Source organism: Paenibacillus sp. Y951 (genome assembly GCF_056786395.1).
In genome coordinates this window covers 132990-156797 of the sequence record NZ_JBXCIY010000004.1, presented here as the reverse complement: position 1 = coordinate 156797, position 23808 = coordinate 132990, and the positions used below count along the sequence as shown (strand labels likewise).

The window sequence follows — 23808 nt, the reverse complement described above, 5'->3', positions numbered from 1 at the left end:
GGGAAAAGTAACTCTGTTGAAGAAAATACTTACTCTTAAGGATGGTGTATTAGTTGAAGAAATGGGATTCAATTTTTAGTTCTTTCAAAACAAGAACGATAACGAAAAAGGCTTTAGGAAAGTATATCGGAGTTTTTGCACTAGCCTTAATGCTCGTGCTGTCGATGTCCAACGTAGCATTAGCTGTTGGTAAGGGTGCTCAAGGACCCGATGTATACGTCATTCAAGGGATGTTAAAATCTCTTGGTAGCTATGAAGGCAAAATTAACGGCAAGTTCGATAGGGTCACTGCTCGCGGTGTTAAATACTATCAGAAACAACATGGTCTACCTGTTACGGGTGCGGTTGATAATCTCACATTCCAATCAATCACATACTCTTATTCAACTTTGAAATTCCCTACATCTAAAGGTACTGGGAATGGGCAAGGCGCTGGTGGTGGAAAAGGCGCTGGCAACGGACAAGGTACTGGTAACGGACAAGGTGCTGGTAACGGACAAGGTACTGGCAACGGACAAGGTACTGGTAACGGACAAGGTGCTGGTAACGGACAAGGCACTGGTAACGGACAAGGTACTGGTAACGGACAAGGCACTGGTAACGGTGCTGGTAACGGACAAGGCACTGGTAACGGACAAGGTACTGGTAACGGACAAGGCACTGGTAACGGACAAGGTACTGGTAACGGACAAGGTACTGGTAACGGACAAGGTACTGGTAACGGACAAGGTACTGGCAACGGCAAAGGTACTGGTAACGGACAAGGTGCTGGTCAAGAGCAAGGTATTGGCAACGGTAAAGGTACTGGTAACGAACAAGGTACCGGCAACGGTAAAGGCGCTGGTCAAGGACAAGGTACTGGTAACGGTAAAGACGCTGGTCAAGGACAAGGTACTGGTAACGGTAAAGGCGCTGGTCAAGGACAAGGTACTGGCAACGGTAAAGGCGCTGGTCAAGGACAAGGTACTGGCAACGGTAAAGGCGCTGGTCAAGGACAAGGCAATGGCGCTGGTAACAGTGCCGGTCAAGGACAAGGTACTGGCAACGGTGCTGGTAATGGCAACAATTCCGGTCAAGGACAAGGTAACTCTAACGCACCGAACAGTTCTCCATCAAAATTCAAAGTCCAAGAATAAAATTATAACTCACGTGAGAGCCTTTCCCTGCGGAAAGGCTCTTGTCTATTTACTGCACTACAATAGATGTAGTAACACGTATACGAGGAAAGTTGTATTATCATAATTCGATTGTTATTGTTTCAATAAAAAGTAAATTTTGTTGCATGCACCAAAAACGCCGCCTGATCTAGTCTACATTGCTTGATGAAAGTGACACGTTGAATAACAAAATTCTTATTGCAATAACCACTTGCAAAATATCCATTATCTGATTAGACAACTCATGATCGATTTAAAGTAAAGAGAAAGGCGATATTCCGTTCCAATGTGAACGAAATATCGCCTTTTTGATTTAAACCAAGTCTACAACAAATTAAAAGTTAATCAGCATTAATAATTCCCCCCTGAACAGGTCCGCTGCCATCCTTCCATTGCACGTTAATCGCTTCCGATTCGAATAAGTTACTGCCATTAGAAACTTGGAAATGGAGATGGGCTTCGCTGGAGTTTCCTGAATTACCTATTTGTCCAATGACTTGACCCCGTTCTACTTTGTCACCTGGCTTTACAGTAACTGATCCTTTTTTGAGGTGAGCGAGATAACTGAACTCGCCGCCATGATCAATGACGACCAAATTCCCAGTTGGAACTTTTTCATTAGCCACTCCAACAGGCTCGTTGTCTACGATATCATTGACAATAGAGACTACTGTACCATCCGCAGGAGCAAGTGCATCTTGTCCGAAGGCAAAATAACTTTCATTGAGACTTGGGTCCCCTTCATAGGACTTTCCTTCCTTTGCTTGTATCAAGTCATACGCATAACGTTGGCTAGCTAGTTCATAATGATAGTTTTGAAATACATTCGTGCCCCCCCAGAACACTAACCATTCTCCTTGAAACGGAAAATCAAATGCAGTTTGTGTCATATTACCATCTGTATCTGGATAAGTGACCAGCTCTTGAATTTGCAATCCGATAATCTCTCCACCATCTCCAAATGCCGCTAATATCCCTTTATCTCCCTCGTTGCTCAACCAAACACGTATATCCATTTCATTGTGAAGAAGACTGGAGGAAATACGGAAAGTGTCAACTTCTGCGGTAAAGGATGTCGACATCGCTGCAAAATCTGTTTGGCTCACTTGCGCTTGAAACTCGGAACTGAACTGTTTGTAAATCGTTTCATGTTTACCGCTCAGCATAAAATCAGCCAATTCTTCTGGCTGCATCGCCGCTTGCTCTGTTGCTGGTGTAACAGTTGTTTCTCCTGTCATCGTTTGTCCATCTTTCATATTGTTATCGCCACCATTTCCGCAGGCACTTAATGTCCCTAGCATTATACTTGCCACTAATACTACTGTCATAATACGTTTTTTGGATCGATTGGTATCTTTCATTCTCTTAGTATTCATTGTCATCTCTTTGTCCTCCTAGTGTTATGGTCGCTATTTGAACTTCCTCTTCCAATAAAGGTTCAAAAAGTTCGGCTGTCAGCACCAAGAAGATGCACTTCAGCAAAAACGAGTAGCACAGTGTACGTAATTGGTACACGAGCACCTACAATGTTTCTGCAAGAAACATACATCGGAAGCTTATGCTAGGCTTTTGATGGAGGGCATATTCGCCACCGACTAAGCTACAACGCATTCCATCGTGATCACAGTCGTACGTTTTGAACTTCCTCTATAGTGTAGCAATGCAATCTTATGTCAGCCGAAACACTACATAAACATTACCTTAACTATCCTCTACCGACAGCACGATAAAATTAAGACTCCGTTAAGACTCCCTTCTAATATTAGAGAAGCAGGCATGATAGAATGACAATATAGATACATAAGGCGGTGAGTTTATGAAGGAAGCGGCTATTCTTCTAGTAGATGATGAACAATCCATTGTAGAGCTACTACAAACTGTTCTACTTAAGGAAGGCTTTACTATAATAGATTCGGCTAGTTCAGCAGAAGCAGCGATAGACGCTTGTAAGAACAATAGCTATGACATTATTATTCTAGATGTGATGCTACCAGGTCGTAGCGGTATTGAGGCAACACCATTTCTGAGAGAAGTAACGAACGCTCCAATTTTATTTTTGTCCGCTCGTTCTTCCGATTTTGATAAGCTTAGCGGCTTTGCAGTTGGCGGTGATGATTACATTGCGAAACCTTTCAATCCACTTGAGGTCGTAGCACGGATTCGTTCTCAGCTTCGCCGTTATTGGGCTGCTAGCAATCAAAGTGGCGCCGATAGTAGCAATACTGAGCTAGCTAGTCATACAAAAAGTATTATATATAATTATGGGAGATTTCAGGTACATAAGGAGGCTGGGGAACTTATCGTTGATGGAAAATCAGTAGCTTGTCCCGCACTTGTGTTCCAGCTATTACTATTTCTATGCCAGCATCCCAACCAAATTTTCAGCAAAAGAGAGCTGTACGAGCAGGTTTGGGGTGAAGATTCATTCAACGATGATAATACGGTTATGGTACATATCCATCGTATACGGGAGCGGATTGAAATTGATCCAGCAAATCCAAGGTGGATTGTGAATGTACGCGGAATGGGATATAAGCTTGTGCCGCTCCGTACTGAATTCGGAGATATATTATGAATATGAAACGACGCCTTACCGTCCGTTTTATTATTCAGATGATCGTTGCCGCCTTTATGGCCTTGATCATCGCTTCAGTTTGCTTAATTTGGGTGTTTCAACAATTGAACGAAATTAGCATCAATAAAGACTTTGCTTCAATTGGTCTCCAGCAGTTAGTCGAATCATCGGAGCTTACGCCCGATGGTATACGATTTGACGCTAGATTGCTAGAACAAGTGAAACTCAATAACGGCTGGCTACAAAGCTTAGATGAAGATGGAATCGTCGATCATTCCTATCTTGTTCCAAATGATGTGCCAAAGCGCTATGCCCCAGGAGAGTTAGTAGACTATTGGACGGAAAAGAAACCTTTCCCATATGAGCTGTACCTGTGGATTCAAGAAAAAAACGGAAAAACCTACACATTAGTATATGGTTTTCATAGCAAGATCAAGCAAATATTAGAGCAGACGACTGCGCAAGCGAGTGTATCCCCACAGGGGCAATTAATCATTCCGCAAGCTATTGCCCAGCAACTCGAATCACTAGGTGGGTTTATCCAACTGCTTAACCCTGAAGGAACGGAGCTTGCTTCTTATAATAAACCGGATCATATCGGCACATATTACAGTGTTTCAGAGTTAGCACTTCGGTCTATGTATTACGATCGATACGGGTATCAGATGAACTCATCTTATGATGCTAACACTGGGAGTACTTGGGTCGTTATGCTTCCCAATGAGACTGGAGGCACTAATGGACAAGGAAGCTTTTTGCCGCCGGAGGGTAGAATTCTGCTAATTGGGGGCAGCAGTATGATTGTAGCGGTAGTTGCTATATTGCTCCTGCTTTCTCTATGGAATGCTCATCGCTTTGGCGGTCCTATGCTACATATACTTACTTGGCTGGATGGCTTAAGTCGAGCTGAATATAAGGAGCCGCTTGATCGACGTGGCGTAACACGAAGCAAGAAACGTTCAGGGAAATGGCGACCAAGATATCGTGTATTTATTGAAGTAATACATTCTATTGACAATCTCTCTCGCACTTTATTACGGCAACAAGAGTTGCGTAAGCAAAATAATAGTTTGCGGGATGAATGGATTAGCGGGATTACCCATGATTTGAAAACTCCGCTATCATCTATTAAAGGATACGCTCATATGCTCGCTGAACCTGGTTATGATTGGAGCACCGAAGAAGTACGTAAGTTCTCAACGATTATGCTAGAAAAGTCTGCACATATGGATGTACTAATTAACGATCTTGCACTCACTTATCGAATCAATGCAGGCGTGAAACCTGCTGAGGGAGAACTGCTCGAGCTGAATAGCTGGCTGTCTTCAGTATTGGATCGAGCAGGCAATCATCCATCCTTTGTCAAAGAACATATTCAGTTCAAGCCTGCCCCAGTAGACATTGTAGTAACGCTTTATGGTCCATGGCTTGAACGAGTTGTATTGAATATAGCTGCTAATGCACTGATTCACAATTCCCCAGATACGAGACTTAATGTATCTGTATGGTCCGATGAAGCGAAGCAGCAAATTATTATCCAATTCGTTGATAACGGCCAAGGGATGGATGAGAACACAGCAGCGCAGCTCTTTGAACGATACTTTAGAGGAACGGATACGAACGTGATGACAGAGGGTTCGGGGCTTGGAATGGCCATTGCAAAGGATCTTGTGGAAGCAATGCATGGAACTATTGCAGTAGAAACTTCATTAGGCAAAGGTACAACGATTCGCTTAATCTGGTCTTATCAAGAAATAGAAAGTCAGGCCTAGCAACACGCTAACATTATTATTAGATGTTCTCTCAATATCCGGAAAATACGGTCAAAGAGAGATCCACCTAAAAAGACGAAACCACAGCTGGCTTCGTCTTTTTAGAACAATCGGCGAAACTTTATTAACCCTAGCTCAATTCTGTTCTTCCTGAAACTCTGATTCCGCAACTCTTTTAACCGTCTCCAAAAATTTAACAACGACTTTCTCTGTTGCAAAGATCATAAATATTTTTACAAACCACTTTAATGCTTTATTCGTAGCTGTATATGTAAGCACCGTTTTCTGATCATTGATGCGGCGCAATTCATATAAGGCTGTAATCTCAAATGCATTGGCCAGTGTAAATCCAATTTTTATTTTTTTATCGTTCGGATGATTTACATATTCCAACGTATGCACATCATACTCCTCAATGCGCTTACCTTCTTTATATTGCTGACGATATATACTGCCTACAACTTCGTTTGTCATTTTAATTGGTTTATTTTCTACCACTTGTGGCATAATCTTTTGCATCTGTTCTAATGACCCATCTAAATACGACCAAACATGTTCAATGGATGTATTTATTTCAATTTCTCTTGACCATTGCTTCAATATAGTTCCCCTCTCCCCTCAAGCATACTACCCTATTCTACATGATCAATAAGCCATGTAGTGCATTCTCGAAAAGGTTTATGACTACTCCTTATTTGCAATTTTTTCTTGGGCGAGACGAATCATTTCCCGAACCATGGAGCCACCAATTTTTCCACCGACATGCCCTACCGCTTCCGTAGTCAATTGACCGTTCTCTCCAGGATGAAGCGGAACTCCAAGTTCCGCAGCAACTTCATACTTCACATCATCTGCTTGGTTTGGATCTACGGTATATCCTTCACGCTTCATAACTTCAGCTTTGAATGCTTGCATTTCTTGTTCTACCCCTGGTACCACATAGCTTCTTTTTCTTCTTGCCATTATGTTCAACTCCTAAAAACTTTTTGTTTACCTTCTGAGTAAACTTCTCTGTTAACAAAAAGTTCACCTCGAAAGCATACACTTAGACGTCTTTCTCCATAAGATGCCCAGAAACATAATTTTCATTAGCTATTGATCTTCTATCATAAAGTTCTCTTTAAGCGGTTTGTAACGGAATTTCTCCAAGTCAATTAGGCCTTTTCCATCTGTTATAACACCCTCATCGCTTAGATACAGCTGCTGCTTGAAGCGAAATTCATCATCCGTAATCGCAATTTCTCCTTTGGCATTAACAACTCTATGCCAAGGTAGTTCATACCGCGAGCTCATCGAATGCAAAATTCTTACTACTTGTCTCGCTCCTCTTGCACTTCCAGCTAATTCAGCAATTTGTCCATAGGTCATGACATACCCTACTGGAATACTTTGTATAATTTCAATGACTCTTTTCGTAAATGGCTGCATTATGGCTATAGCCCCCTCCTAATATACAAATGGAACTCAAAACGGATCCATAAAGGCAAGTACGTTTGCTTATTAGACACTTTTTAGTACCTATATCACTAAAAAGTACGTACTGTTCATTGGTGCTTAGAAGTCTCATAATAGCATTTACCGGCCGGTAATACATTATGAAAGAAGCATTCACATGACACTAGATAAAAAAAGAAGTACTTTAGCACTCCTTGCGTTAGCAATAAGTGCATTCGCAATAGGGACAACAGAGTTTATTAGCGTGGGGCTACTACCATTGCAATTATGTTCTCAGGACTTACAGTAGCCACGGTTACTGGAGTTCCACTAGGTACTTGGATCGGTCAACATATGGGTTGGCGAGCAGCCTTTATCGGAATTGTCATTATTGGCATCATTGCTTTCATCGCCAATATGATGTTGATTCCCTCTAATTTGCGTAGAGGAACTAAAACTTCACTTCATAATCAACTGAAACTTCTGACGAATGGACGTTTACTACTTGCATTCGCTATTACTGCGATTGGCTACGGAGGTACTTTTGTAGTCTTTACCTATTTATCTCTGTTACTGCAAGACATCACTGGATTTAGTGAAAGTACAGTGACCGTTATTCTGCTTGTATACGGTATTGCCATCGCTATCGGTAACGTCATTGGCGGAAAATCCGCTAACCGTAAGCCTGTATCTGCCTTGTTCTACATGTTTATTCTACAATTCATTGTACTGATCGTTCTAACATTCACTATCCCATTCAAAGTTGCTGGATTAATTACTATTTTCTTTATGGGATTGTTAGCTTTTATGAACGTACCTGGATTACAAGTGTATGTTGTTATGTTGGCTGAACGTTATACACCTAAATCTGTAGATGTAGCATCTGCTGTTAACATTGCCGCATTTAATGCCGGCATCGCGATTGGAGCGTATTTAGGAGGAGTAGTAACTGACTCCATCGGAATTATTCATACACCATGGGTTGGAGCAATTATGGTTCTTGGAGCTGTTATATTAACTGGATGGGCACGTGTTCTAGAAAGAAAAGATGAACCATCTAGCTCTCGCACATCAACATTGTAACTGGATTGTTCTGCTAGCAAGGAAGACAGCTCACTTTGATCAGAAATGTTCGTTAACAATAAAAATGGCGGTTACGGAATACTCTCCTTAACCGCCATTTTGTTGTTCTGCGTTACCAAGCGCATTTTCAGCATGAGATAATGCATTATAAGCTTACTCATCCGGGTGTGACATCGCTTGCTTCACCGCATGATTTACTTTTTGAACAGAATTACTTTACACTTAACTCAATTTGAAAAAAGCAATTAGTTTCTCAGAATAGGTTCATTAGCATCTGAACGAAATGTTTTCACGGCCATTCCTATACATACAATTGTGAACCCTAACAATATGACTAAAGCTAAACAAAATTCATTTAAGCTCTCCTTCCCATTTATAGCAGCATTTAATGCGTCTACAAAATAATATAGAGGTTGAATATGACCTAACCATTGTACCCATACTGGCGCTTGATCTAAACTGTAAAAGGCTTCACTTGTTAGTAGCATTGGAAAACTAATTAAATTGGATATCATATTTACATTACTTTCATCTTTAGATAAATTAGCCGCTATTATACCAATTGAATTAAAGCATATCGTTGCTAACAATAGCGCTATACTAATTCCAACGATACTGTAAAGTGATAACGATACATGAAAAACTAACCATCCTATGATCATTAGTTTAATACTAATAATTGCAATCATAATTCCTCTTACCGCAGTAATAGAAAGTAGAAACTTCAACGTTGAGAATGGCGTTACTTGAAGAAGTTTATAAATCCCTCTGTTACGATGTGCCATAATATAAAAGGCCGTCACCATTGTTGTAGCAAACAAGACATTTGTCGCTAATACGCCAGCTAATAATCGAGCTGAGTACATCTCATTATCTATATATAATCCAAGTCCAACTAGCATCACAATTGGAAATAGAATTGTCCACACGATCGTATGAATATCACGCAATACACCAATTAACATTGTTCGAATAATTGTTAACATAAAAAATCCCCTTTATTCTAAATTTACGCCTCTGTTAAATTAAGGTAAAGCTGTTCTAAATGCGCTACTTCGTGCTGTTTCAACAACAACTCTTCAGTACCTTCAGCAACAATTTCGCCATTATGAATCATTATAATTTTAGAAGCTACTTTACTTACTTCTTCCATATCGTGAGAAGTAAATACGATCGTTGTTCCTGTAGCAGATAGTGATTGGATAAGTTCTCTTATCTCTTTGCGTGCCCTAGGATCAAGTGCCGCCGTTGGCTCATCAAGGAAAAGCAACTGCGGATGATGCATTAATGTTAGCGCAATAGATAATCTTTTCTGCTGTCCACCAGAAAGTTTGGTAGCTTCTACTTTGGCAGAAGCTCCAATACCACATCTTTCTAAGTAGGAATACAATTGATTATCTTTTAATTTCAATTGATAGAAAGCAGAAAACATTCTCATATTTTCTAATGCTGTAAAACCTGCAAAGAATGGCATGGTTTGTAGCTGTACACCAATATGTTGGGCTGCCTGCTCCTTCCAATAAGTAACTGATCCTTGAGTTGCCTGCTTAAGTCCTAGAATAATGTCTAATGTCGTTGATTTCCCCGCGCCGTTTGGACCAATAATCGCGATGACCTCACCCTGATTAATAGTTAAGCTAATACCATTCACAACTGTCCGATTACCATATTTTTTTACGATATTGTTAACCTCAATCAATTTGCTCATATACTACTCCCCCTTTATCCAATATTGTTTATCCAATGTTGGGTATTTGATTAAAAGAAAACGTCGATGGATGTCGACGATTTGATTACTGCTCTAAAATTGAAATGATTTGCTTAATAAATTTAATATCTTGCTCCAATATAGCGATCGCATTATCGAATGAAGCTATCGCAAATAGTGATAATCCATGCTCACCTTTTAATAACTTCCCGGTTTCCCAGTTCGCTAAATTGTCTTCGACTTGCTGTAGGTTTTTCTCCAATAAAGTAATAGCTTCTTCTTTCGAAAGTATTTCAATCCAGTTCAAACTTACCGTGAAATCTGACTTCACCGAATGCGGGGTTAATGTTAATGATTCACGCACCAAGGTTTGAAATAGTTGCTCTCCCTCCTCTGTAATAGCATAGATTTTACGAAGCCGAGCACCTTGACGCTCCTCTGCTTCTGTACGGATCAATTTATCCTTTTCGAGTTTATTAAGTGCATAATAAATGGAGCCTGACAGTAAATTAGCCCATTCATCCATATGACTTAGTTGTATAATTTGCTGTATTTCATAGCCGTGCATCGGTCTATCGCGTAGTAGTGCTAGAATAATTAGATTTGTCAAAAAGCTCGATCCCTTTCTTTGCTCAATCTTAAATATCCAATGTTGGTTATATGTTAAATGGATATTAACATAATTAGTAAAATATGTCTACAGCTATTTCCGCATACAAAAAAGCAAGTAACTTTTTACCAGTACCTGCTGAATTCAAACAAATGAATAGAATCTCAGAACTTCTAAAATGATTAGGTTAATATACCAAAAAAGCAAGCGGTATATTAACCTAGTCTGTTATGCATTGGTATAAACTTTCTTCGATCTACATTAATATCTAGCCACTACCACTTTTTTTCTAGTGTAAAACTCTACGCCATCTTTACCATTTGCATGTAAATCACCGTAGAAAGATTTCTTATATCCTGAGAATGGGAAGAATGCCATTGGAGCAGGGACACCAACATTAATACCTAGCATTCCCGCATCAATATGATCGCGATAGTAACGAATGGCCTTCGCGCTATCCGTATACAGAACACCGCCATTTGCAAATTCAGATTGATTAGACAATACGATAGCTTCTTCAAGAGTATCTACTCTTACGAAAGATAATGTAGAATTAAATATTCCTTCTTCTACTTACACAGAATTGATTCCACATAGTATGCCGCACAATAAATTCAACTTTAATCAAATAGAATCAAATACCTTGAAGCCAATCAGTCCCACGCCTCGACCTTTCATATAAAGAAAGAGGTGATATATTTCATGGGTAAACCTATTAAATTCAGCATTGTAGGCGGTGGGGGATTCCGTGCACAATATTTTTTGAGAATTGCGCACGCTCTAACCGAGAAGTTTCATGTTAGTGGAATGGTCGTTCGTGATGAAGCGATAGGAAAATCTATGGAGCAATTATGGCATGTCAATACGTATCGCACGTTAGATCAGCTATTACTTAAGGAGCAGCCCGATTTCGTTATTCTATCCGTTAACCCGTCAGCAGCTATTCATTATAAGCTAGAGCTATCTCGGCGAGGAATCCCTGTATTAGTGGAAACTCCTCCTGCCCCTGATCTTGATGGACTAATTATGCTGCATGACAAACTTACCCTGCAAGGTGCGCGAGTTCAAGTGGCTGAGCAATATCAATATCATCCGATCCAGGAAGCGCGTGCTGCAGTCATTCAGTCAGGTCAATTAGGAAAAGTCAATCAAGTGACGGTATCCATTTCGCAATTTTATCATGCGGTGAGCCTTATCCGTAAAATGCTCGGCGTACAATTCGAGAATGTGAGCATTAGGGGTATGAGATTTCATTCCGATTGGGTAGCTGGACCTAACCGAAGTGGCCCGCCAACGGAAGATAAATTAGTTGAATCAGAGAGAGATCTTGCTTGGTTAGATTTTGGCGGCAAGCTTGGTATTTACGATTTCATAACGGATCAATAAAGGCGAGTACGAAAATGCAGAAGGTTATTTCCTTAAACGAATTATGGCAGGCGAGCAATGGGTGTATGAAAATCCATTTATGCCAGCAAGATTGTATGATGATGAGATTGCCATTGCAACCTGTCTTATCAAGATCGCAGATTATGCTGCAGGAGGTCCATCCTTCTATGGTCTTCCGGAAGCGTCTCAAGATCATTATATCGGAATGCTAATTGATCAAGCGATAAGAACTGGAGAAACGGTAGTGTCCGTAACGCAACCTTGGACTAGTAGTGAAGCAGTATAATATAATGAAATATACTCAGGATGATGGGGTGAAATAATGAGCTCTTTTCTTACGAAGATTAGCATTTTGTTAACGTCAGTTATTGTTATTACTGCTTGTAGCTCGCAAAACGGGGCACATAATCAAGAACACACTAATGAAAATGGACATGTAGAAACCAATGAGCATTTACATGTAAGTGGAGATATACAAGAAGAAACTGCATCCGCAACGATATTACCTTCCTTTTTGGATGGACAAAACGAACAGATCCGCCTAGTTTACGAGGCCGCTGGACTGTCTACTGAAATTATAAAATGGATGCCATGCTATTGCGGTTGATGCTATCAATATGACTCAAGAAGGAAAAACTCTACAAGAAATTAGATCGATTATTGATAATACGTATGCAGAAGGCTATGCAGCACCTACTAAAACTGAGTTTCCATCATAAGTATCGCAATACAAAGAGGATTTCACACATCATGTGCGAAATCCTCTTTTTCGTCGTATACAACGTACGTACCACTACAGATTATTTCGTATTTAGTTGTTGTTTTTTACCCGCTAAGCCAAGCGCTTCCGCTGTTGAAGCATGGATTTGATTGAAAAGTTCCCGATTTTCCACAAGTGACTCGCCATAAGAGGGAATCATTTCTTTAAGTTTCGGCTCCCACTCTTTAATATATTGTGGGAAGCATTTATGCAAAACTTCGAGCATGACGTGAACCGCAGTAGAAGCACCTGGAGAAGCTCCCAGTAATGCAGCAATTGAGCCATCGCTTGCACTAACAACTTCCGTACCAAATTGTAGTGTTCCTCTGCCGCCAGCCTCAGTATCTTTAATGACCTGTACACGCTGCCCTGCTACTACAATACCCCAATCCTCGCTTTTCGCGTTCGGGATAAACTCTCTTAGCTCTTCCATACGCTTTTCATTCGATAACAAAACTTGCTGGATCAAGTATTTTGTCAATGACATTTCTTTGACACCCGCTGCTAACATCGTTAAGACGTTATTCGGTTTTACAGAACCAATTAGATCAAACATCGAACCTGTTTTTAAGAACTTTGGTGAAAATCCAGCAAACGGTCCAAACAGTAATGATTTTTTGTTATCGATAAATCTTGTATCAAGATGCGGGACAGACATTGGAGGAGCGCCAACCTTAGCTTTACCATATACCTTGGCATGATGCTGCGCTACAACATCTGGATTGTTACATACCATAAATAGTCCACTTACCGGAAATCCTCCGATATGCTTTGATTCAGGAATGCCCGTTTTTTGTAGTAAGGGTAGACTTCCACCACCACCGCCGATAAAGACGAATTTTGCAGTATGACGTTCAACGGTACCGCTATCAAGATTACGTACTTTCAATTCCCATAAGCCGTCGCTCGTACGGTTAATATCACTAACGCTATGTTTATAGTTTATTTGAATGTTTTTATGCTTTAAGTAGTCAAACATCATGCGTGTTAAAGCACCGAAGTTAACATCTGTACCTGAGTCGATTTTCGTTGCCGCTATGGATTCATTCGATTGACGACCTTCCATAATAAGCGGAATCCAATCCATCAGCTTTTCAGGATCAGTGGAAAATTCCATCCCTTGAAATAATGGGTTAGATGATAACGCTTCAAAACGCTTTTTCAAAAATGTAACATCTTTATCACCCTGTACTAAGCTAATGTGAGGTAAGGGCATAATAAAGTCCTGCGGGTTGCGTATCAGACCGCTGTCCACAAGATAAGACCAAAATTGTCTTGAAAGTTGAAATTGTTCATTAACTTTTATAGCCTTGCTAATGTCTATTGATCCATCCGGTTTCTCGGAGGTATAGTTAAGTTCGCACAGTGCAGCATGTCCTGTTCCCGCATTATTCCATTCGTTAGAGCTTTCCTCACCTGCATCTGAAAGCTTCTCAAACACTTTAATTTCCCATTCTGGTACTAATTCGTTCAGTAATGCTCCCAAAGTCGCACTCATGACTCCGGCTCCAATTAAAATAACGTCTGTTTTTTGCTGTCTGTCGCTCATTTCTACCTTCCTTATCCCCTGAAATTTTCATAAAAGACGTAGGCGCTCCTTTATAGGAGTCAAAACAAGCCAAGGTACGACCTAGTCACAAACCTTTTATATATCCATTATAAACTGATCAAAATTATTTAAGGATTAAAAATATCTATCACTATAATAATAATTATATATTGTTTAAACTTGAATAGACATGAAGTGACTTATCCATGAGGCTCTAGCACTTTTTTTATAGAAACTCGTCATTTACATCTATTAATCCATAATGAATACGTACAGATCCTTCGAACTGTTGCGGTGGTGTCAATTTCAGCTGAAATATAACGGGCTCATCATGCCCATTGCGAAAAGTATGTGCGACACCGATTGGAGCTGTCAATGTAACACTGCTCATAAAAACAATATGTTTTTTCACCGATATTGACGATAAATTTTCTGTATCGCAGGCGATGGCTGCAAACTTAGCTCGATTTGCAACAACTGTACATACCGTTCATAGTAGTTATGGAACGATTGCTTATCTCCCATTGCTCCAAGGGTTTTAAGTAGAAGCTGATTCGATCGCTCATCAAATTCATTACGGGCAACTAGTTTTCGTGCAATCTGGATTACTTCTCCATATCGTTCACTCGCAACTAGCCAGTTGGCCAGATGATTAGCGAACGTTTGGTACAACACATTCATATTCTCCCGCTCCATCGCTGCCCAGACAAACGACTGCTCCTCAAAAAGCTCTCCCGAAGATTGCTTCTCTAGTTCGATAGCACTCGCAACATTATCATCATTAATGTTCGTTAGCTGATCTACACCCTGCTCAAATTGAATAAAATCAACGTCTAGTTGACTCATCTCTATCCTATACCGCTCCTGCCCTGATATTAGGATCTCTTTGAATCCATGAGGATTAAGTGCTCTTCTTAGCTGATAAACGACTGTATGAAGATATACTTCTCCATTTTTATAAGGCATATCTGGAAATAAATCTTCCATTACCCGCAATTTCGCTACACTTTGACCTCGATGTAATATTAAATAGACAAATAGCTCCTCGCTTTTTTTCGAGCTCCATTTTACTATGCCCTGCTCCACACTGCTAGTCTCCAAACAGCCGAGTGTACGTACTTTTAACCTAGACTTATTCGCACCCGCTAGCTGATTACTTGCATTAGCGGATGAACCGCGTCTTTGAATTGCTCTAGTGATCGTTTGGGTCAATCGTTGTCGGCCAATCGGCTTTACCATATAATCCAGAGGATAAACATCATAAGCTGCCATTGCATAATCTGAATGCGACGTTGTAAATACAATATCCAGATCTGGATGCGTTAAGCGTAAATGGCGCGCTAACTCAATTCCATCATCGGTAGCAATTTGAATGTCCAAAAATGCAAGATCGACAGGATATTTTTCTATATAATCACTTGCTTCCGCCGCATTTTGAAAACTACCAACAAGTTCAATTTCTTCCATGCTAGACAGCATTCGCTTCATAGCTAACAGCATAATTGGCTCATCATCTACGATAACAACCTTCATAAATCCGCCCCGCTTCTTATCGTAAAGTAGAAGCTACTCCCTTGCCCTACTTCACTCTCTACCCACATCGTTCCCCCGCTTAGCTGTACAAATTGTTTACTAACAAGCAAGCCAAGTCCTGCCCCTTTTTCACCTAATGTACCAATAGATGAGTAAATTTGCTTAGCAACGAAAAGTTGCTTCGCCATATCTATATCCATCCCAATTCCGTTATCCCGAACGGATACAATGACCATATCACCAGACTGCTCTGCACGGATATCGATTGAACCACCCACTTGAGTGAATTTGATTGCATTGGATAGTAGATTTCTAATAATTAATCCAATAGCTTCGCGATCGGCAAACACGCAAGTACCTGCAGGAATGCTATTATGTATACGCAAATGCTTTGCTGCGCTACTCATATGTAGTAATTGACAACTTTCCCCTACAACCTCTAGCAACTCTAACAGTTGTGGCCTGAGTGCGATATCCTCTCGTTGACTACGGAACCATTCTAGCAAATTGTTAGACATGCCCAGTGTATTTCGGATTTGCTCACCCAGCTTAACGATAACTTCCTGATGCTCCGCATCGAAGCGTTCAAGATCATGCTCTAGCAGCTCTATTAATTGATATTGCATCGCTAGTGGGCTTCGAATATCATGAGAAACAATCGTAAATAATTGATCCTTTAATTTATTCAGATGAGCAATCTTCTCCAAATGTCCCTGTTTCTCTGTTATATCAAAGATTACTGACACACTTCCTTGGCTTTGATTGCGCAATACCCGCAGCGGATATACATTAACACGATAAATTTTCCGTTCTCCTGCCTGCCACACATCAATTTCCACACTACCCTGTTGAGCAGACTGACATAATTGATGCCACTCTGGCCAACGCTCTAGTAGCTCGGATATCGAGTGACCATAAAAATCGGCATAACCCATTTCCGAAAAAAACTGAATGGCTTTTTTGTTATTATCGATCACTTTCCCCGCAGCATTTGTTATTAAAATACTTTCTTGAATCGTGTCAAATACAATATTTTTCGCAATTGGTACAACTGAGAAAAATTTAGTTCGCAATACAATTAACACCATGATCGTACCCGTCACCCCACAAAAAACAGATAGTGGTTTTAGCCACGGTGACCATAGTGGATTAACAAATTTCATCAGCTCCATCAGAAATGGCAATGTGGCTAATAGCACCACTAGCATTCCTGGTTTGCGAAAATGATGCGGTATTGCCCATATATATCTAAGTAATAAGTACATGCTCAGTGCTAATGCACCGTAGCAAAGCAAATTAAACATCGTTGCAAACATTGTTCTTGTTGTAATTAATTGATCGTCATATAACTCAACGGAGTAATAGATGACATGAATATACGGATCAAGCCAAATAAGTATGGCGAATAAAGTAAATACTGCAAATAATGCAAGCTTCCATGACCACTTCATCACTCTACGGGATCCCGTTAACTCATATATAAATACAATAAATAATGGCACTATAAAAAGCAACGCGGTCTGCTGAATATTACGAAAAATTAGCTTTTCCATCAATAAAAAGCTGTTTGTCTCTAGAACAACATTGCTTGCAAATATAATTCGACAAATGACCACGCCCATCATATAGCGAACGCCAGGTTCTCGTCTAAATCGGTACAAAACGGAAAATACAATCCCCATCATAAGTACAGAAATAATCATAAAGATAAGTTCTGCCGTAAATATCATAAAGAAACTCCTTTCTCTTTATGATTCTCATATTACAGCTTTTCCGAACATAAAGAAATGGCGATGTAGGAATTAATTCCTGCATCGCCATTTCTTATATTCATAGTAGATGTTATGGATGAAGCTGCTTCCATAGACGTAAAAGAACGACGGTAGCTTCTGCTCTTGTCGTTAATCCCGTTGGCACAAAGTGATTTTCTTGCCGACCGTTCATTAGCCCATGCTTACGGGTTGCTTCAACATATGCTTTACCCCATGCTGGGATTTGGTCATCATCAACAAACGGAGTGTTCACGATATCTGCCCCACGTTCTGTTGTACACCATACCAAGTCTTCTAACCCCAATCCATAATACCCATCGTGCAATTTAAAATGACCTAGATCATATAGTGGACTATTTCCTTGAATCTCTCCAAAGTCAATAATGCCAGTGAACTTTCCTTGATGAGCGAATATATGTGAATCATCAAAATCTCCATGGATGAGATAAGATGGGTGTCGTAACATTAATGTTCTTCCGGTATCCAATATGGTTCTGATTTGTAATATAGCATCCTTGCCAAAAACATTCTCCGATAATAGCAATAAATCTGCATCTAAATATTCAGATACGTGATCTTGTAATAATCGTTAGACGTTTAGTAAATTATTATGTGGATATGTACTATAATGTTCATAAAGTATATCTCATCTATACGAGGAGGAGAAAACCATGAAAATTGCAATTGCTGGTGGTAATGGTTTTGTCGGGAAAGCGCTCCAATCACATCTTCTAGATCATCAACATGAGGTATTCATCCTTACACGCAATACGAAGCCTTATTCTCCTATGGAAGGTGTCACCTATGTCAATTGGCTTAATGACGGAGATCAACCAGAGCTACAATTAGAGGGCGTTGAGGCTATTATTAATCTTGCAGGAGAGTCACTGAATAGCGGTCGCTGGTCAACTGTAAGAAAAAGCAGAATCTTAGACAGTCGCCTCTCTGCAACAAAGGAAATTCAGCGAATTATTGCAGCTTTGCAACATAAACCGAGCGTGTTACTGAATGCTAGTGCTGTAGGTTATTATGGCATTTCCCATACTGAAACGTTCACAGAGCAACATCAGATGAAACCTTCAGATTTCCTATCTGACACCGTCAATCAATGGGAACATGAAGCCAGCAATAGCGGAATACGAACTGTATTGATGCGTTTTGGCGTTATTCTTGGTGAACATGAAGGGGCACTACCTCGTATGGTCCTACCTTATAAGTTGTATGGCGGGGGTACTATTGGAAGTGGTCAGCAAATGTTATCTTGGATACATATCGATGATGTCATTCGTGCAGCGCTTTATTGTATATCCAACCCTTCCATTGTAGGTCCAGTCAACTTTACAGCACCTAATCCTGTAAATATAAGAGTGTTCGGTCAAATGATTGGGAAAGTGCTACATCGACCACACTGGATGCCTGTTCCTGCATTTATGCTAAAGCTTCTATTAGGAGAAATGAGTATTCTCATATTGGAAGGTCAAACAGTTCTACCAAGTTCATTATTAGAGCATGGCTTTTCCTTCTCTTATCCAACACTGGAAAATGCGCTTCAAGAACTGTTAACGTAAGAGCATATTCACTATTTCTAACATCCTCTTAAATTTATTTTGTTAGATTAAATAATTAAATGATAATACATATAAAGAGGAAGGTAAATCATCCGAATAGGAGGTTTATCTTCCTCTTTCGTTATACTGGGTTTTATCGTTTAGATATGAAATGCAAGCTTTAATAATCACTCTACGTCTTATTAATTACATAATATTGCAATTATATAATAGGAAGCGGTGAAAAGATTGAGTACTGTAAAGCAGTCAACTAACAAGCCAAACAAGACTACTTCAAGAACTCTAAATCATATCAATAAAAAGAAACGCAAAAAAATAATATTATATATAAGCTTAATAGTCATATGTATCGCTGTAATATGTGGGTTAACATTCAAAAATCAAATTGCCCTCTATTTATTTAAAGCATTGTACTCCAAAGAGATCGGTAAAGCATTCGAGGAAGCTTATGTCCCGATAGATAATGTTGAGCCACCGATAGGAATTAAAGATAAGGAACCATTTTCATTATTGTTACTGGGCGTTGATCAAAGAGAGCAGGAAACTGGGCGATCTGATGCTTTAATTTACGCTGTAGTTCGACCAAAGGATAGTAAATTGTTGCTCATTTCAATACCGAGGGATACCCGTGTAGATATTGTAGGAAGGAAATACAAGGATAAAGTAAATGCCGCCTTCGCCTTTGGTGGTGCAAAAATGAGCATCGAAACGATTGAGCAGTTTTTGGGGAATCCTGCCCATTACTACGCTACGATTAACTTTAATGGACTAAAAGATGTGGTAGACACGATAGGAGGAGTAAAGCTTCCTATTACAAAGGATATTGTTAATAAGGGCAGGGGTCACGAGAAATTTACAATTGAAGCAAATAAGCCTGAATACTTTGGCACTGATGCCCTTAACTATGTTCGCTATCGTGAAGATTCTGACTTCAAGCGAACGGAAAGACAACGAATTTTTATTAGTGCGATGATTAAGGAAATGAAGAATATAGGAAACTTATCAAAAATCGACGATCTTATTCAAATAGGTGGAGAAAATTTCAAAACAAATATGAAGGCAGAAGATATCATGAATTGGGCAGAAGCCTTAGTAAAATCCACTCCTGAAATATCTAACTACATGATTGATGGTTATGATGAAAGAATCAACGGAGTATATTATTATATGCCAAGAGACAGTAGTTTAGAGGCAGTACAATTAGCTATTAAAGCATGGTTAGATCCTAATGCAGAAGCAATAGATCTAGAGATTCCTACTGCATCGTAGTTACTATTACGTAACGCGAACCAGAGCTGACCACCGCTAAGCTGTCGATTGTATCCTCCATTCTTATGTACTTATTACATGCTCGGACAATATGGGCTTTTCCCTAAGCTCCATCATAGCTATTCCATTATCTCTTGTTGCAATTGGAATTCTAATCTCTTATCTAAGCTTTAGAAATATTGATCGTATTGATATCATTTAGAAATTGATAAAGGCGAATTTCCATTCAACTCTGAATGAGAATTCGCCTTTATTATGCAAGCTAATTATTTAGTCAAAATGAAATAAATACAAGTCTTCTAAATTCGGATGCACTACTTGATGATGATACTCCAATGGAGCTTTCTCACTTACAACTCTCGCATAAATTCCACGGCTATCGTTCGTAATATTACTAATTCGATAATGATTTTGTAAGTTTTCAAGCTCTTGAGCATTTGATATATTCACTTCAAATACATGCCCATCCATCGTTTTTAATAACCGTATAGGCTCGTCCTTCAAGACAAGCTTCCCTTTTTTTAATAAAATCACTTCTTTTGCTATAAATTCAATATCAGTTACAACATGTGTGGCAACAATAACAATTTTATTAAGTGAAATGGTAGAAATAAAATTTCTAATGTTAATCCGCTCTTTTGGATCAAGACCTGCGGTAGGTTCATCCAAAATTAGAATAGAAGGGTCATTAAGTAAAGCTTGGGCTATCAATATCCTTTGCTTCATCCCGCCAGAAAAAGTCGATAAACGTTTATGAGCATGCTCCTGTAAGTTTACTACGTCAAGTAATCGATTAATTGATGTTTTCGCTTGTTTTTTAGTTAGTCCTTTCATTGCAGCCATGTACCATAAAAACCTTGTCCCTGTAAAATCATCGTATATTTGTTGTTGCTGTGGCATATATCCAAGAACCTCGCGATATTTCTGTCCTAGCGTCTCAATATCGCAATCATTGTAAAGAACCGTTCCAGTATCTGCTTTTAAATTTCCGACTAATAAGTTAATTAAAGTTGATTTTCCAGCACCATTTGGTCCTAATAAGCCGTATACACCTGGAGTCAGTTCTAAATCTATTCCATTTAACGCTTTTACTTTACCTTTCTGATAGCTTTTACTCACCTGGGAAATATGCAGCTTCAATCAATCTCAACCTCCTTAGCAGTAAATTCATTAACTTTTTCATTGTTAGATGATTTACTAGTCCATATCTTTCCAGATACATAATAGCGCCATGACAAATATAAGCAAACAATGATCAACGTAACTATTCCGAAGAAATAAATATATACTTCACCAATTTGTTGCTGAGCGAGCATCATATATAAAACTTGAGGATAGTGTAACGTGTACTTCGCAATCTCGTAGTATTTAAGCCATATTGTAAAAGTCGGACAAAGCACCAGCACAATTCCTGATAGCAATGTTAGAGATAATCTTTTCAACCATTGTGATAGTAATAAAAAGACGACACTAATCGCTAAAACACCTATCCATTGACCAATACTAACAATAACGACTAATTGCTTTAATGTTATTTGAATATCTAATGCTCCATACTGTTTTAAGCTTTGAATAGGCGCCTGCCACTCGATAGAGGGATACAATCGTAAGACATTTATATATTGAGGAATGTAAATTAAAAATAATATTAACGTTACAGATCCTAATCCAAATAACCAGACCGTAGTAAAATAACGTGATCTTCCTCGCTTTGTTGTCCTTAGCAACATTAATAATTGATAACGATGATCAACTGTATAACTACTTGCCAAATATAAAGTCAATAACAATCCAACCATCATTACATTAATCTGATCTCGATTCACATTATTGAATAAGTAATCAGCCGAAATTTGATTAACGAAATAAACATCAATGCTACTTGTCTGTTTTTTTTCCAATAAATATTGATATTGCAAATACACCTTTGAAATAGCTTGCTCTCTCACCATGAGTTGGGCATGTTCATCTTGGGCTGCTTTATATTTCTCAAAATTTATTTCACCAGCTTGATATTGTATATCCGCCAATTTTGATTCAGTTCCGACATTATCCAGACGCTTCATTTCTTGTTCAACGAATGCTTGTTTTTCTTCAGTAAATGGACCGCTTAATGTATCCATATACTCGTTATAGTAATATTGATCATTATCCATGATCATTTTTGCACTATTGATATCGTGAACACAAATAAGTACTGCAATGATTAGTACGATCCATCCTTTAGCAGTCCATAATTGCTTTATACATTCATGCCATATGATGGATATACTTCTACTACTACCATTAATTATATTAGCTAATTCCTGCATAGATCTTCTCGAAAATATCCAGTTAACTCCATTTAATTTTGAATTCGATCTTGCAAAAGCGATATTGCATATAATAAAAAATAGTAATATTAAAAATATAATAATCGACAACGAAACAAATTCACGGTTAACGGGATATCCGAATATATTCAAGTTAACATAGTTCGATAATAGATAAGAGGTATCTAAAAATGCGATGATGTTTATATACTTGATTGTATTGAGGTAAGAGGATGGATGAATAAATTGATAGGCCATATAACTTGAACTAAGTAATAGAGCAAGTACGACAATCGATTTGCTTAGATGATTAAAAAGTAGAAATATAATTGCAAATAAGAGTGCCAAAAATATACATATCGTTAATTTACCAATGAGAAACCACGTTAAAAATTCATTAACCGTCAAGGGTAAATGGGCAAATTTGAAAGCTCCCATCGACTGGATATATCGCGATACGTCTCCGAAGCCATACAGCCTATTTGCGATAAGCATAATTGAACCATAAAATATAAGTGATATTATTAAGGTCAAGCCAATGAGCAATTGTAGTTTAGAAATAAATAACCGTGCTCGACCATGCTTCATCGTGCGCAGCAACATCAATTGTCCTTGTTCTCTCTCTGTACTGAATATGAATATAGTTAACATAAATAGAACGGTAATCATCATTATATCTGTCATACGAAACGTGGTGCTGGATACGACGCCATAATCCAAGTCAAGCTGCAAAGGTACATTTTTCACTGCAATAAAATCTTTCTCTGTTTTAACAATGTTGCGATATGTAAAACTGTCCTCTTGATTAAAAATAGAGTACTTAAGCATGTTCTTAGCCTGCATTTCGATGCGTGTTACATAATCAGGATACGCCATCAGTGCTTCGAGTTGCTCAATTACTGAAAAATTAAAATTGGAATGAAGTAATAGTAACGATTCATTATTAAAATATTCACTATCTGGATATAATGACCCGTACCGTTTATAATCTTCATCGGCTTCAAACATATAGGCAATATCACTATTTGAATTTTGTTGAATAAAAAGATAATATTGAAATCCACTAAATTTATCACGGGTCACTAGCGCTTGATTGTAGGCTTGTTCAACAGGAAGATCACGAAATTGAGTCTCATAGGCAGTATATTGATCTCGATGTTCGATTATTTCTCGATTAGTCTTCATCTCCTGTTGAATGAATATCCATGAATTACCAATAATTAATAGCGGAATAAGTGTTATCATTACCTTCTTTTTAGTTACTTTTAATATTTCATATAGTAGTATTTTCATAGATTAATCCCTACTTCATATTTTATC

The 23808-nt window shown here is 38.9% G+C and carries 19 protein-coding genes and 4 pseudogenes; 8 read left to right on the top strand and 15 right to left on the bottom strand.

Annotated elements, in window-relative coordinates:
- Nucleotides 1-53 precede the first annotated feature (53 nt).
- Nucleotides 54-1136 (top strand): peptidoglycan-binding domain-containing protein, encoded by a 1083-nt coding sequence (locus AC1TPB_RS07535; RefSeq protein WP_482075916.1) that lies wholly within the window; start codon nt 54-56, stop codon nt 1134-1136.
- A 362-nt stretch (nt 1137-1498) separates the two neighbouring features.
- On the opposite strand, the gene AC1TPB_RS07530 is transcribed toward AC1TPB_RS07535, so the two are convergent.
- Complete coding sequence (locus tag AC1TPB_RS07530; RefSeq protein ID WP_482075915.1) at nt 1499-2539, bottom strand: M23 family metallopeptidase; 1041 nt, start codon at nt 2537-2539, stop codon at nt 1499-1501.
- Nucleotides 2540-2973: 434 nt separating this feature from the next.
- Between AC1TPB_RS07530 and AC1TPB_RS07525 the strand changes: the two genes are divergently transcribed.
- Nucleotides 2974-3732, top strand: a complete 759-nt coding sequence (locus AC1TPB_RS07525) for a response regulator transcription factor (RefSeq protein WP_482075914.1) — start codon at nt 2974-2976, stop codon at nt 3730-3732.
- Nucleotides 3729-5504 (top strand): sensor histidine kinase, encoded by a 1776-nt coding sequence (locus AC1TPB_RS07520; protein WP_482075913.1) that lies wholly within the window; start codon nt 3729-3731, stop codon nt 5502-5504. The genes AC1TPB_RS07525 and AC1TPB_RS07520 overlap by 4 nt, the downstream gene beginning before the upstream one ends.
- A 135-nt stretch (nt 5505-5639) precedes the next feature.
- Here AC1TPB_RS07520 and AC1TPB_RS07515 read toward each other — a convergent pair whose 3' ends face one another.
- From AC1TPB_RS07515 to AC1TPB_RS07505, 3 genes are all read right to left on the bottom strand, one after another.
- The gene (locus AC1TPB_RS07515) at nt 5640-6104 is read right to left on the bottom strand and encodes an SRPBCC family protein (RefSeq protein WP_482075912.1); all 465 of its coding nucleotides are present in this window, start codon (nt 6102-6104) and stop codon (nt 5640-5642) included.
- 84 nt (nt 6105-6188) lie between these two features.
- Nucleotides 6189-6467: an alpha/beta-type small acid-soluble spore protein gene (locus AC1TPB_RS07510; RefSeq protein ID WP_482075911.1), complete on the bottom strand. Its 279-nt coding sequence runs from the start codon at nt 6465-6467 to the stop codon at nt 6189-6191.
- Between the two features lie 129 nt (nt 6468-6596).
- Nucleotides 6597-6932, bottom strand: coding sequence for an MGMT family protein (locus tag AC1TPB_RS07505; protein ID WP_482075910.1), 336 nt, complete (start codon nt 6930-6932; stop codon nt 6597-6599).
- A gap of 184 nt (nt 6933-7116) precedes the next feature.
- On the opposite strand from AC1TPB_RS07505, the pseudogene AC1TPB_RS07500 reads away from it, so the two are divergent.
- Nucleotides 7117-8021: pseudogene (locus AC1TPB_RS07500) on the top strand (MFS transporter).
- A 245-nt stretch (nt 8022-8266) separates the two neighbouring features.
- Here the strand turns inward: AC1TPB_RS07500 and AC1TPB_RS07495 are convergent.
- From AC1TPB_RS07495 to AC1TPB_RS07480, 4 genes and pseudogenes are all read right to left on the bottom strand, one after another.
- Nucleotides 8267-9007: an ABC transporter permease gene (locus AC1TPB_RS07495; RefSeq protein WP_482075909.1), complete on the bottom strand. Its 741-nt coding sequence runs from the start codon at nt 9005-9007 to the stop codon at nt 8267-8269.
- A 23-nt stretch (nt 9008-9030) separates the two neighbouring features.
- The gene (locus tag AC1TPB_RS07490) at nt 9031-9729 is read right to left on the bottom strand and encodes an ABC transporter ATP-binding protein (RefSeq protein ID WP_482063835.1); all 699 of its coding nucleotides are present in this window, start codon (nt 9727-9729) and stop codon (nt 9031-9033) included.
- 85 nt (nt 9730-9814) lie between these two features.
- Nucleotides 9815-10339: a PadR family transcriptional regulator gene (locus AC1TPB_RS07485; protein WP_482063836.1), complete on the bottom strand. Its 525-nt coding sequence runs from the start codon at nt 10337-10339 to the stop codon at nt 9815-9817.
- 261 nt (nt 10340-10600) lie between these two features.
- A pseudogene (locus tag AC1TPB_RS07480) lies at nt 10601-10900 on the bottom strand (aldehyde dehydrogenase family protein); the annotation flags it as partial.
- A gap of 141 nt (nt 10901-11041) precedes the next feature.
- On the opposite strand from AC1TPB_RS07480, the pseudogene AC1TPB_RS07475 reads away from it, so the two are divergent.
- Nucleotides 11042-12011, top strand: a pseudogene (locus AC1TPB_RS07475) (Gfo/Idh/MocA family protein).
- A 36-nt stretch (nt 12012-12047) separates the two neighbouring features.
- Nucleotides 12048-12444: pseudogene (locus AC1TPB_RS07470) on the top strand (PCYCGC motif-containing (lipo)protein).
- 81 nt (nt 12445-12525) lie between these two features.
- Here AC1TPB_RS07470 and AC1TPB_RS07465 read toward each other — a convergent pair.
- From AC1TPB_RS07465 to AC1TPB_RS07445, 5 genes are all read right to left on the bottom strand, one after another.
- Entirely contained in the window at nt 12526-14034 is a 1509-nt protein-coding gene (locus AC1TPB_RS07465) for a malate:quinone oxidoreductase (RefSeq protein ID WP_482075908.1), read from the bottom strand.
- 226 nt (nt 14035-14260) lie between these two features.
- Nucleotides 14261-14425 (bottom strand): hypothetical protein, encoded by a 165-nt coding sequence (locus AC1TPB_RS07460; RefSeq protein ID WP_482075907.1) that lies wholly within the window; start codon nt 14423-14425, stop codon nt 14261-14263.
- Between the two features lie 17 nt (nt 14426-14442).
- Nucleotides 14443-15567: a response regulator gene (locus AC1TPB_RS07455; protein WP_482075906.1), complete on the bottom strand. Its 1125-nt coding sequence runs from the start codon at nt 15565-15567 to the stop codon at nt 14443-14445.
- Nucleotides 15564-17297, bottom strand: a complete 1734-nt coding sequence (locus tag AC1TPB_RS07450) for a sensor histidine kinase (RefSeq protein ID WP_482075905.1) — start codon at nt 17295-17297, stop codon at nt 15564-15566. Before AC1TPB_RS07450 ends, AC1TPB_RS07455 begins: the two co-directional genes overlap by 4 nt.
- A 112-nt stretch (nt 17298-17409) precedes the next feature.
- Nucleotides 17410-17805 carry an S-layer homology domain-containing protein gene (locus AC1TPB_RS07445; protein ID WP_482075904.1) on the bottom strand — a complete coding sequence of 132 codons (396 nt, stop codon included), beginning with the start codon at nt 17803-17805 and terminating at the stop codon, nt 17410-17412.
- A 205-nt stretch (nt 17806-18010) separates the two neighbouring features.
- On the opposite strand from AC1TPB_RS07445, the gene AC1TPB_RS07440 reads away from it, so the two are divergent.
- Both AC1TPB_RS07440 and AC1TPB_RS07435 read left to right on the top strand, forming a co-directional pair.
- Nucleotides 18011-18907, top strand: coding sequence for a TIGR01777 family oxidoreductase (locus tag AC1TPB_RS07440; RefSeq protein ID WP_482075903.1), 897 nt, complete (start codon nt 18011-18013; stop codon nt 18905-18907).
- A 228-nt stretch (nt 18908-19135) separates the two neighbouring features.
- The gene (locus AC1TPB_RS07435) at nt 19136-20176 is read left to right on the top strand and encodes an LCP family protein (RefSeq protein ID WP_482075902.1); all 1041 of its coding nucleotides are present in this window, start codon (nt 19136-19138) and stop codon (nt 20174-20176) included.
- A 270-nt stretch (nt 20177-20446) separates the two neighbouring features.
- Here AC1TPB_RS07435 and AC1TPB_RS07430 read toward each other — a convergent pair whose 3' ends face one another.
- Together AC1TPB_RS07430 and AC1TPB_RS07425 are read right to left on the bottom strand one after the other, a co-directional pair.
- Complete coding sequence (locus AC1TPB_RS07430) at nt 20447-21316, bottom strand: ATP-binding cassette domain-containing protein (RefSeq protein ID WP_482075901.1); 870 nt, start codon at nt 21314-21316, stop codon at nt 20447-20449.
- The gene (locus tag AC1TPB_RS07425) at nt 21313-23781 is read right to left on the bottom strand and encodes a hypothetical protein (RefSeq protein WP_482075900.1); all 2469 of its coding nucleotides are present in this window, start codon (nt 23779-23781) and stop codon (nt 21313-21315) included. The genes AC1TPB_RS07430 and AC1TPB_RS07425 overlap by 4 nt, the downstream gene beginning before the upstream one ends.
- Nucleotides 23782-23808 lie beyond the last annotated feature (27 nt).